Origin of the sequence: Pseudomonas sp. Leaf58 (genome assembly GCF_003627215.1) — a bacterium.
GTDB lineage: Bacteria > Pseudomonadota > Gammaproteobacteria > Pseudomonadales > Pseudomonadaceae > Aquipseudomonas.
Genome location: NZ_CP032677.1, coordinates 3,542,184 through 3,552,600 on the forward strand (window position 1 = coordinate 3,542,184; position 10,417 = coordinate 3,552,600).

Genomic DNA, 10,417 nt, shown 5'->3' on the forward strand with positions numbered 1-10,417 from the left:
GGCCTCTTCGCAGGCGCGCCCGCGAAGAGGCCGACACAGGCAACCAACCTTCTCAGTGCTGCTCCCCAGCCCGCTTCAACAGCTTCTTGCACCGTTCCGACACGTGCACCACGCGCAAATGCTTGCCCGCCTTGGCATAGCGCTCACGCAACGTCTGCAACGCAGCAATCGCCGAGTAGTCGACAAAGCTCAAATGCTGGCAGTCCAGCGTGACCCGGGCGGGGTCGTTGGCTGCGTCGAACTGCTCGAGGAACGTGGTGGTCGAGGCAAAGAACAGCGTGCCATGCACCTGGTAATGCTTGCCGCCGGCCCCATCCTCATGGCTGTCGGCATACAGCTCCCGAGCATGCTGCCAGGCAAAGTTCAGGGCCGCGATGATGATGCCGAACAGCACCGCCACGGCCAGGTCGGTAAACACCGTGACCACGGTGACCGCAATGATCGCCAGCACATCGTTCAGCGGCACTTTGTGCAGTACCCGCAAGGACGCCCAGGCGAACGTCTGCTGCGCCACCACGAACATCACCCCGACTAGCGCTGCCAGCGGAATGCGCTCGATCAGCGGGGCCAGGAACAGCACGAACAGCAGGACCATGCCCCCGGCCACCACCCCCGACAACCGCCCCCGACCATTTGAACTGAGGTTGATCACGGTCTGGCCGATCATCGCGCAACCCCCCATGCCACCGCACAACCCCGAAACCATGTTCGCCGCACCCAGCGCCACGCACTCGCGGTCTGGGAAGCCACGGCTTTCGGTGATTTCATCGGTCAGGTTAAGCGTGAGCAGGGTTTCCAGCAGGCCGACCATGGCCATCAAGAAGGCGTACGGGGCGATGATGGTCAAGGTTTCAAGGTTCCACGGCACGTCCGGCAGGGCCAGCTGTGGCAGGCCGCCGGCAATCTGCGCCATATCGCCAAGGGTACGCGTGGGCAGGTCGAGCAGGTACACCAGTACGCCAACACCCAGGATCGCCACCAGCGCTGGCGGCACCGCGCGGGTCAGCTTCGGCAGCACATAGACCACCAGCATGGTCAACGCTACCAACCCCACCATCAGGTACAGCGGTGTGCCACTGAGCCACCGCTCACCTTGCTTGAAGTGCTCCAACTGGGCCATGGCGATGACGATCGCCAGGCCGTTGACGAAACCGAGCATGACCGGGTACGGCACCAGGCGCACCAGCTTGCCCAGGCGCAGCAGGCCGAACAGCATCATCACCACGCCCCCCAGCAGCACCGTGGCCAGCAGGTACTGCGCACCGTGTTGCACCACCAACGCGACGATCACCACCGCCATCGAGCCGGCAGCGCCGGAAATCATGCCGGGTCGCCCACCAAACACGGCAGTCAGTGTGCAGATGATGAAGGCGCCATACAGGCCCATCAGCGGGTTGAGGTGGGCCACCAGGGCGAAAGCGATGCACTCGGGCACCAGGGCGAACGAGGTGGTCAGGCCGGCGAGCAGGTCGGCGCGGAGTCGGGCGGGTTTCATGAAAGTCCTGTGTGAAGCCGAACAGCAGCCAGAAGCACTCCCCGCTGCCCCGGGGGCGCTGGTGTACCCCAGGCACCGGTACGGCCCTTAGAGCGGATTAAAATCGAGGGGCGGATGTTACGGAATTTGTCTGACAGCGGCCACCGCGCAATGTTCTGCAGCGGCCTGGCAAGGCCTATAGTTTCATGTGCCATCATGGCGGTTTCACCTCGCGGAGATCATGGACATGCCGCTACGCCCCGTTTTTGCTTCCCTGTTGCTGGTCGCCAGCCTCACCGCCCACGCCGCCACCGAGGTCGTGCCCTTGCAGCACCGCAGTAGCGCCGAACTGCTGCCCGCAGCGCAGGCGTTCATCGGCAAGGACGGCACGGTCAGCGCGTTCGAGAACAAGCTGATCGTTAACGCCAGCCCCGAGCGCATCGACGACCTGCGCACCGTGCTGCTGCAACTGGACACTGCCCCCAAGCGCCTGCTGATCAGCGTCGACAACAACGACAGTAACTTCCAGGACAACCGGGGCAACGCGCAGGTCATCCACTACGGCACCAGCAACCGCGACGGCGGCATGCAGCAGATACAAGCCAGCGAAGGCCAGCCAGCGCTGATCCAGGTTGGCCAGAGCATCCCGATTACCAGCACCAGCACTGACGGTTACGGGCGCATCCAGAGCAACACCGAATACCGGAACGTGACCCAGGGTTTTTACGTCACCCCGAGCCTGAGCGGTGATACGGTTCGTCTGCAAATAAGCAGCAATAATGACCGCATCAGCCAGGAACGTGCAGATGTAGTGAAAGTGCAAAGTACCGACACGACGGTTACCGGCAGGCTCGGCGAATGGATCACCCTGGCGGGCTATAACCAGCAGAGCCAAGCTGAGCGCAGCGGGTCAAGCCACAGTTACAGCACCCAACGCGGTGAAAACATGACTTTGCGGGTAAAAGTCGACCTTGTCGACTGATGCCAGGCAATTCAAGGCCTCGACCAAAGGCCTTGAAACTGACTAACAAGTCGTATTAGACCAAAGATGTAGTAAGTGAAAAAAAGCACTACAAAACATTTGACAGGGTCTTTTTCCCAAGGGCATGATGGCCTCGCTCCCGCTAATCAGGGGCCCTGGCAAGGGCCTTCGAGGCGCGCTCCTCTCACCCCTGGAGGCGCTTCGTGTCTATACGGCCCACAAGGCGGTTCGACGGGATTGCGACTGCAACGAAGAAGTTGTCCCGAGGGACGGAAGCGCATCACCGCAGTCCAGGCAATCGCGTAGCACCGCAGCAAGGCAACCACGAGCCAACCTGCCGGAGCGCCCTTTCGCCTAAGCTGCACACCCTTCCCCTTCGAGCCTTCGCGTTCGCCGCCGCACTCCTGCGAACAGGACAGCCGCCTGGCTCCTGATTTGCTCCGAGCATCAGCACAATTAACCCAAGATCGATGCGACGAGGTTTATTTCCATGGCACTGACACGCGAACAGCAAATTGCAGCCCTCGAGAAAGACTGGGCCGAGAACCCGCGCTGGAAAGGCGTGACCCGTACCTACACCGCCGCTGATGTCGTTCGCCTGCGTGGCTCCCTGCAGCCCGAGCACACCCTGGCTCGCCAAGGCGCAGAAAAACTGTGGAAGCTGGTCACCCAAGGTGCCCACCCGTCCTTCCGCCCAGAAAAAGATTTCGTCAACTGCATGGGTGCCCTGACCGGCGGCCAGGCAGTGCAACAAGTCAAGGCTGGCATCCAGGCCATCTACCTGTCCGGCTGGCAGGTTGCCGCCGACAACAACTCGGCCGAATCGATGTACCCGGACCAGTCGCTGTACCCGGTTGACTCGGTACCGACCGTGGTCAAGCGCATCAACAACTCATTCCGCCGCGCCGACCAGATCCAGTGGAAAGCCGGCAAGAACCCAGGCGACGAAGGCTACATCGATTACTTCGCGCCGATCGTGGCTGACGCCGAAGCCGGTTTCGGTGGCGTACTGAACGCCTACGAGCTGATGAAGAACATGATCGAGGCGGGCGCCGCTGGCGTGCACTTCGAAGACCAGCTGGCCTCGGTGAAAAAATGCGGCCACATGGGCGGCAAGGTGCTGGTGCCAACCCAGGAAGCTGTACAGAAGCTGGTGGCTGCGCGCCTGGCAGCTGACGTTTCGGGCGTACCGACCATCATCCTCGCCCGTACCGATGCCAACGCCGCCGACCTGCTGACCAGCGACTGCGACCCGTACGACCAGCCGTTCGTGATTGGCGAGCGCACCCGTGAAGGCTTCTACAAGGTACGCGCTGGCCTCGACCAGGCGATCTCCCGCGGCCTGGCCTATGCGCCATACGCCGACCTGATCTGGTGCGAAACCGCCAAGCCAGACCTGGACGAAGCCCGCCGCTTCGCCGAAGCGATTAAAAAGGAATACCCGGACCAGATCCTGTCGTACAACTGCTCGCCTTCCTTCAACTGGAAGAAAAACCTGGACGACGCCACCATCGCCAAGTTCCAGCGCGAGCTGTCGGCCATGGGCTACAAGCACCAGTTCATCACCCTGGCCGGCATCCACAACATGTGGCACGGCATGTTCAACCTGGCGCACGACTACGCCCGCAACGACATGACCGCCTACGTGAAGCTGCAGGAGCAGGAATTCGCTGACGCCAGCAAAGGCTACACCTTCGTGGCGCACCAGCAGGAAGTGGGCACTGGCTACTTCGACGACATGACCACTGTGATTCAGGGTGGGGCTTCGTCGGTGACTGCGCTGACCGGTTCGACCGAGGAAGAGCAGTTCCACTGATAGTGGGTTGCTGGTGAACAACGGCCCGGGGCTTGCGAAAGCCCTGGGCCTTTGTTTTTGCCTGGCCGGGCCCTTTCGCGGGTAAACCCGCGCCTACCGCTACTGCACCAGTACTTCAGCGACAGGGCCGGCACAGGCAAAGCAGATCCCAGGATAAGGTCTATGCTTGAGGCAGCATCGCAGCAAGGACCGCCCATGCCTCGCCCAAGCCACCTGATGATTCTCGCCCTGGCCGCCGCTGCCCTCTATATATATGCACAGGCTAGCAACAACACGCTGCTGGGCCTGACGGTCAAACCCTTCCCCGTATTGGCGCTGATCGCCTGGCTGCGCAGCGCCCCCGCCTCACCCTATCGAAAGTGGATCTCTATCGGCCTGGCCTTCTCGGTACTGGGCGACATCTTGCTGGCCATACCCGCCGACCTGTTCGTGTTCGGCCTGGTCGCCTTCCTCTGCGCCCACCTGGCCTACCTGCGCGCCTATTGCAGCATAACCCTGCGCCCGGCCTCGCCCGCGCTGGCGCTCAGCGCCATTACCGGGGTCAGCCTGTTTAGCGTACTCGCCAGCCACGACCTCGGCCCGCTGCTGATTCCAGTAGCCCTCTACGCTTTGGCCATCAGCGCCATGCTCTGGCGCGCGCTGGCCTGCAGCGGGCCGGCTGCACTTGGTGCCGCGCTGTTCGTATGCTCCGACAGCTTGATCGGTATCGACCGCTTCGTCAGCCCGTTCGCCGCCGCGCCGTACTTGATTATCCTCACCTACTGGCTCGGTCAGTGGGCGATCGCAACCTCCGCCAGACATCGTTCAATCGACAAAGTATTGACCCAGAGCGGAGCACGCAGCGTTGGCAGCTGTTAGAAAAGGCGTTTTTCCATTTGCAAGTAGGGGGACTCGCCAGATGATCTTTACAAGGCGCAGAACAAGGGAAATATACGGCAGCAGGTTAAATGATATTAATTATCATTACGAAGATTATAATTCGTTACCAGTGGCAAGAAACATAATTAACAAAATCGCACCCAATGCCCGAATCTCAAGGCTTTCAGCTGGTTACGAGCGGGTTTTGTACTTAATCCTACGAATAAATTTGCGACAGAAATTTTACTTGCACCGGGTTTACCCATAAAATCAGCGCGATTGATTCAGCTGCGACATTTGGTCACTGCATGTGCGACGCCAAGTCGCCGCTCTACACTTATTTCAGACTGCAGAGCTGGGTCTCTGTATAAGGATCTCTAGCATGTCCGATTCGGCAGGACTCATCGCCCACAACTGGGGCTTTGCCATCTTCCTCCTGGGTGTCGTCGGCCTGTGTGCCTTCATGCTCGGCCTGTCCAGCCTGCTTGGTAGCAAGGCCTGGGGCCGCGCCAAGAACGAACCCTTCGAATCCGGCATGCTGCCCGTCGGCAGCGCCCGCCTGCGCCTGTCCGCCAAATTCTATCTGGTCGCGATGTTATTCGTGATCTTCGATATCGAAGCCCTCTTTCTCTTTGCATGGTCTGTGTCCGTCCGCGAAAGCGGCTGGACCGGATTCGTCGAAGCACTCGTTTTCATAGCAATTCTGTTGGCTGGTCTTGTCTACCTATGGCGCGTCGGGGCACTTGATTGGGCTCCCGAAGGTCGCCGCAAGCGGCAAGCGAAGCTGAAACAATGAGGCTTTGGCATGCAATACAATCTCACCAGAATCGATCCGGATGCGCCCAACGAGCAGTACCCGGTCGGTGAACGGGAAACCGTCACCGATCAACTGCTAGAGGACCAGGTCCACAAGAACATCTTCATGGGCAAGCTTGAAGATGTGCTGCGTGGCGCGGTCAATTGGGGTCGCAAGAACTCCCTCTGGCCGTACAACTTCGGCCTGTCCTGCTGCTACGTGGAAATGACCACGGCCTTCACGGCACCCCACGACATCGCCCGCTTCGGCGCCGAAGTCATCCGGGCCTCGCCGCGTCAGGCCGACTTCATGGTCATTGCCGGTACCTGCTTCGTCAAAATGGCGCCGATCATCCAGCGCCTGTACGAGCAGATGCTCGAACCGAAGTGGGTTATCTCCATGGGTTCGTGCGCCAACTCCGGTGGCATGTACGACATCTACTCGGTCGTTCAGGGGGTCGACAAGTTCCTCCCCGTGGACGTCTATGTGCCTGGCTGCCCGCCACGCCCTGAGGCTTTCCTGCAAGGCTTGATGCTGCTGCAGGAGTCGATCGGCCAAGAACGACGCCCGCTTTCCTGGGTTGTTGGTGATCAAGGTATTTACCGTGCCGAGATGCCAGCCCAGAAAGACCTGCGTCGTGAGCAGCGCATTGCCGTAACCAACCTGCGCAGCCCCGACGAAGTCTGATCCAGCGACCTGCCGCCCGCTCCCCAAGGAGCCGGCGGCCTGGCTTCATTCTTAACGTTGACCCAAAGCGACCGAGACCATGACAGCGGACAACGCTATTTTCATTCCGCCTTACAAGGCTGACGACCAAGATGTGGTCGTCGAACTGCACAACCGCTTTGGCGCCGAAGCATTCGTCGCCCAGGAAACCCGCACCGGCATGCCCGTGTTGTGGGTAAAACGCGCCCAGCTCAAAGAGGTGCTCAGCTTCCTGCGTGGCGTGGCCAAGCCGTACAGCATGCTGTACGACCTGCACGGCGTCGACGAACGCCTGCGCACCCAGCGCCGTGGCCTGCCAGCCGCCGACTTCAGCGTGTTCTACCACCTGCTGTCGGTCGAGCGTAACAGCGACGTGATGATCAAGGTGTCGCTCAGCGAAGGCGACCTGAACCTGCCGACCGTGACCGGTATCTGGCCTAACGCCAACTGGTACGAGCGCGAAGTCTGGGACATGTTCGGCATCGACTTTGCCGGCCACCCGCACCTCAGCCGCATCATGATGCCGCCGACCTGGGAAGGTCACCCGCTGCGCAAGGACTACCCAGCCCGCGCGACCGAGTTCGACCCCTACAGCTTGACCCTGGCCAAGCAGCAGCTTGAAGAGGAATCGGCACGTTTCAACCCGGAAGCCTGGGGCATGAAACGTCAGGGCGCCAACGAGGACTACATGTTCCTCAACCTCGGCCCCAACCACCCTTCGGCGCACGGTGCGTTCCGTATCGTCCTGCAGCTGGACGGTGAAGAAATCGTCGACTGCGTACCGGACATCGGCTACCACCACCGTGGCGCCGAGAAAATGGCCGAGCGCCAGTCCTGGCACAGCTTCATCCCCTACACCGACCGTATCGACTACCTTGGCGGGGTGATGAACAACCTGCCATACGTGCTCGCGGTCGAGAAGCTGGCCGGTATCAAGGTGCCGCAGAAGGTCGACGTGATTCGCATCATGCTGGCCGAGTTCTTCCGCATCACCAGCCACCTGCTGTTCCTGGGTACCTACATCCAGGACGTTGGCGCCATGACCCCGGTGTTCTTCACCTTCACCGACCGCCAGCGCGCCTACACCGTGATCGAAGCGATCACCGGTTTCCGCCTGCACCCGGCCTGGTACCGCATCGGTGGCGTCGCCCACGACCTGCCGCGCGGCTGGGACAAGCTGGTCAAGGACTTCGTCGAATGGCTGCCCAAGCGCCTCGACGAATACACCAAGGCTGCCCTGCAGAACAGCATCCTCAAGGGCCGTACCATTGGCGTTGCCGCGTACAACACCAAGGAAGCGCTGGCCTGGGGTACCACCGGTGCCGGCCTGCGCTCCACCGGTTGCGACTTCGACCTGCGTAAAGCCCGCCCTTACTCCGGCTACGAGAACTTCGAGTTCGAAGTGCCGCTGGCCCACAACGGCGATGCCTACGATCGCTGCATGGTCCGTGTCGAGGAGATGCGCCAGAGTATCCGCATCATCGACCAGTGCCTGCGCAACATGCCGGAAGGCCCGTACAAAGCGGATCACCCGCTGACCACGCCGCCGCCGAAAGAGCGCACCCTGCAGCACATCGAGACCCTCATCACGCACTTCCTGCAAGTCTCGTGGGGCCCGGTCATGCCGGCCAACGAGTCGTTCCAGATGATCGAGGCGACCAAGGGCATCAACAGTTACTACCTGACGAGCGATGGCGGCACCATGAGCTACCGCACCCGGATCCGTACCCCGAGCTACCCGCACCTGCAGCAGATCCCTTCGGTGATCAAAGGCAGCATGGTCGCCGACCTCATTGCGTACCTGGGCAGTATCGACTTCGTTATGGCTGACGTGGACCGCTAAGCATGAACAGCACGCTTATCCAAACAGACCGTTTCGCCCTGAGCGAAACCGAGCGCTCGGCCATCGAGCACGAAATGCATCACTACGAGGATCCGCGCGCGGCGTCCATCGAAGCCCTGAAGATCGTCCAGAAGGAACGTGGCTGGGTGCCAGACGGCGCCATCCACGCCATCGGCGAAGTGCTGGGCATCCCGGCCAGCGACGTCGAGGGTGTGGCCACCTTCTACAGCCAGATCTTCCGCCAGCCGGTCGGCCGTCACATCATCCGCGTGTGCGACAGCATGGTCTGCTACATCGGCGGCCATGAGTCGGTAGTCAGCCAGATCCAAAGCGAGCTGGGCATCGGCCTCGGCCAGACCACCGCCGACGGCCGTTTCACCCTGCTGCCAGTGTGCTGCCTGGGTAACTGCGACAAGGCCCCGGCGCTGATGATCGACGACGATACCTTTGGCGACGTACAGCCGGCTGGCGTTTCCAAACTGCTGGAGGGTTACGTATGACCATTACTTCCTTCGGCCCGGCCAACCGCATTGCGCGCTCGGCTGAAACCCACCCGCTGACCTGGCGCCTGCGTGACGACGGCGAGCCGGTATGGCTGGCCGAGTACGAGTCCAAGAACGGCTACGCCGCTGCCCGCAAGGCACTGGCGCAGATGTCGCAGGACGATATCGTGCAAGCGGTCAAAGACTCCGGCCTCAAGGGCCGTGGCGGCGCGGGCTTCCCCACTGGCGTGAAGTGGGGGCTGATGCCCAAAGACGAATCCATGAACATCCGCTACCTGCTGTGCAACGCGGACGAAATGGAGCCAAACACCTGGAAGGACCGCATGCTGATGGAGCAACAGCCCCATCTGCTGGTCGAGGGCATGCTGATCAGCGCCCGCGCCCTGAAGGCCTACCGTGGCTACATCTTCCTGCGTGGCGAATACACCACCGCAGCGAAAAACCTCAACCGCGCCATCGATGAAGCCAAGGCCGCCGGCCTGCTGGGCAAGAACATCCTCGGCAGTGGTTTCGATTTCGAGCTGTTCGTGCACACCGGTGCCGGCCGCTACATCTGCGGTGAAGAAACCGCACTGATCAACTCGCTGGAAGGCCGCCGCGCCAACCCACGCTCCAAGCCGCCCTTCCCTGCCGCTGTTGGCGTGTGGGGCAAGCCAACGTGCGTGAACAACGTCGAAACCTTGTGCAACGTGCCAGCCATCGTCGCTAACGGCAACGATTGGTACAAATCGCTGGCCCGCGAAGGCAGCGAAGACCACGGCACCAAGCTGATGGGCTTCTCCGGCAAGGTGAAGAACCCGGGCCTGTGGGAACTGCCGTTCGGCGTCACCGCCCGCGAGCTGTTTGAAGACTACGCCGGTGGCATGCGCGACGGCTTCAAGCTCAAGTGCTGGCAGCCAGGCGGTGCCGGTACCGGCTTCCTGCTGCCCGAGCACCTCGACGCGCAGATGTATGCCGGTGGCATCGCCAAGGTCGGCACCCGTATGGGTACTGGCCTGGCCATGGCGGTGGACGACAGCATCAACATGGTTTCGCTGCTGCGCAACATGGAGGAGTTCTTTGCCCGCGAATCGTGCGGCTGGTGCACCCCGTGCCGTGACGGCCTGCCGTGGAGCGTGAAGATGCTGCGCGCACTGGAAAAAGGCCAAGGCCGCGCCGAGGACATCGAGACGCTGCTGGGCCTGGTCAACTTCCTCGGCCCAGGCCGTACCTTCTGTGCTCACGCACCGGGTGCCGTCGAGCCGCTGGGCAGTGCCATCAAATACTTCCGGTCCGAGTTCGAGGCCGGTGTCGCTCCAGCATCCGCTGCCGACACCCTGCGCCCGAACCTGGCCAAGCCGATCGTGGTCGGCGCATAACAAGACGATAAGGCGGGTGGCCCGTGCCACTCGCCAGCTTGCCGGCAGGCCCGATTGATTCGTGGCGTGCCACAGGCTCACC

General features: G+C 61.6%; 9 protein-coding genes. 8 read left to right on the top strand and 1 reads right to left on the bottom strand.

The window, feature by feature from the left end:
- Positions 1-52: 52 nt before the first annotated feature.
- Positions 53-1,495 carry a SulP family inorganic anion transporter gene (locus tag DV532_RS16520; protein WP_056803291.1) on the bottom strand — a complete coding sequence of 481 codons (1,443 nt, stop codon included), beginning with the start codon at positions 1,493-1,495 and terminating at the stop codon, positions 53-55.
- 226 nt (positions 1,496-1,721) lie between these two features.
- Here DV532_RS16520 and DV532_RS16525 point away from each other — a divergent pair, with 226 nt between their 5' ends.
- The 8 genes from DV532_RS16525 to nuoF all read left to right on the top strand — a co-directional run bounded on the left by DV532_RS16525 (position 1,722) and on the right by nuoF (position 10,335).
- A complete protein-coding gene (locus DV532_RS16525) occupies positions 1,722-2,456 on the top strand; it encodes a secretin N-terminal domain-containing protein (protein ID WP_056803294.1) in 735 nt (244 codons plus the stop codon).
- 490 nt (positions 2,457-2,946) lie between these two features.
- Entirely contained in the window at positions 2,947-4,272 is a 1,326-nt protein-coding gene (aceA, locus tag DV532_RS16530; protein ID WP_012273289.1) for an isocitrate lyase, read from the top strand.
- A gap of 195 nt (positions 4,273-4,467) precedes the next feature.
- Positions 4,468-5,130 carry a lysoplasmalogenase gene (locus DV532_RS16535; RefSeq protein WP_082477055.1) on the top strand — a complete coding sequence of 221 codons (663 nt, stop codon included), beginning with the start codon at positions 4,468-4,470 and terminating at the stop codon, positions 5,128-5,130.
- Between the two features lie 382 nt (positions 5,131-5,512).
- Complete coding sequence (locus DV532_RS16540) at positions 5,513-5,926, top strand: NADH-quinone oxidoreductase subunit A (RefSeq protein WP_003251427.1); 414 nt, start codon at positions 5,513-5,515, stop codon at positions 5,924-5,926.
- Between the two features lie 9 nt (positions 5,927-5,935).
- Complete coding sequence (locus DV532_RS16545) at positions 5,936-6,613, top strand: NADH-quinone oxidoreductase subunit B family protein (RefSeq protein ID WP_003251429.1); 678 nt, start codon at positions 5,936-5,938, stop codon at positions 6,611-6,613.
- 79 nt (positions 6,614-6,692) lie between these two features.
- Positions 6,693-8,474, top strand: coding sequence for an NADH-quinone oxidoreductase subunit C/D (gene nuoC / locus DV532_RS16550; protein ID WP_056803299.1), 1,782 nt, complete (start codon positions 6,693-6,695; stop codon positions 8,472-8,474).
- 2 nt (positions 8,475-8,476) lie between these two features.
- Entirely contained in the window at positions 8,477-8,974 is a 498-nt protein-coding gene (gene nuoE, locus DV532_RS16555) for an NADH-quinone oxidoreductase subunit NuoE (protein WP_003251433.1), read from the top strand.
- Positions 8,971-10,335: an NADH-quinone oxidoreductase subunit NuoF gene (gene nuoF / locus DV532_RS16560; RefSeq protein WP_056803302.1), complete on the top strand. Its 1,365-nt coding sequence runs from the start codon at positions 8,971-8,973 to the stop codon at positions 10,333-10,335. Before nuoE ends, nuoF begins: the two co-directional genes overlap by 4 nt.
- Positions 10,336-10,417: the final 82 nt, after the last annotated feature.

Coding starts and splice junctions, on each gene's coding strand:
- DV532_RS16520 (WP_056803291.1), bottom strand. CDS start 1,495: ATGAAACCCGCCCGACTCCGCGCCGACCTGCTCGCCGGCCTGACCACC.
- DV532_RS16525 (WP_056803294.1), top strand. CDS start 1,722: ATGCCGCTACGCCCCGTTTTTGCTTCCCTGTTGCTGGTCGCCAGCCTC.
- aceA (WP_012273289.1), top strand. CDS start 2,947: ATGGCACTGACACGCGAACAGCAAATTGCAGCCCTCGAGAAAGACTGG.
- DV532_RS16535 (WP_082477055.1), top strand. CDS start 4,468: ATGCCTCGCCCAAGCCACCTGATGATTCTCGCCCTGGCCGCCGCTGCC.
- DV532_RS16540 (WP_003251427.1), top strand. CDS start 5,513: ATGTCCGATTCGGCAGGACTCATCGCCCACAACTGGGGCTTTGCCATC.
- DV532_RS16545 (WP_003251429.1), top strand. CDS start 5,936: ATGCAATACAATCTCACCAGAATCGATCCGGATGCGCCCAACGAGCAG.
- nuoC (WP_056803299.1), top strand. CDS start 6,693: ATGACAGCGGACAACGCTATTTTCATTCCGCCTTACAAGGCTGACGAC.
- nuoE (WP_003251433.1), top strand. CDS start 8,477: ATGAACAGCACGCTTATCCAAACAGACCGTTTCGCCCTGAGCGAAACC.
- nuoF (WP_056803302.1), top strand. CDS start 8,971: ATGACCATTACTTCCTTCGGCCCGGCCAACCGCATTGCGCGCTCGGCT.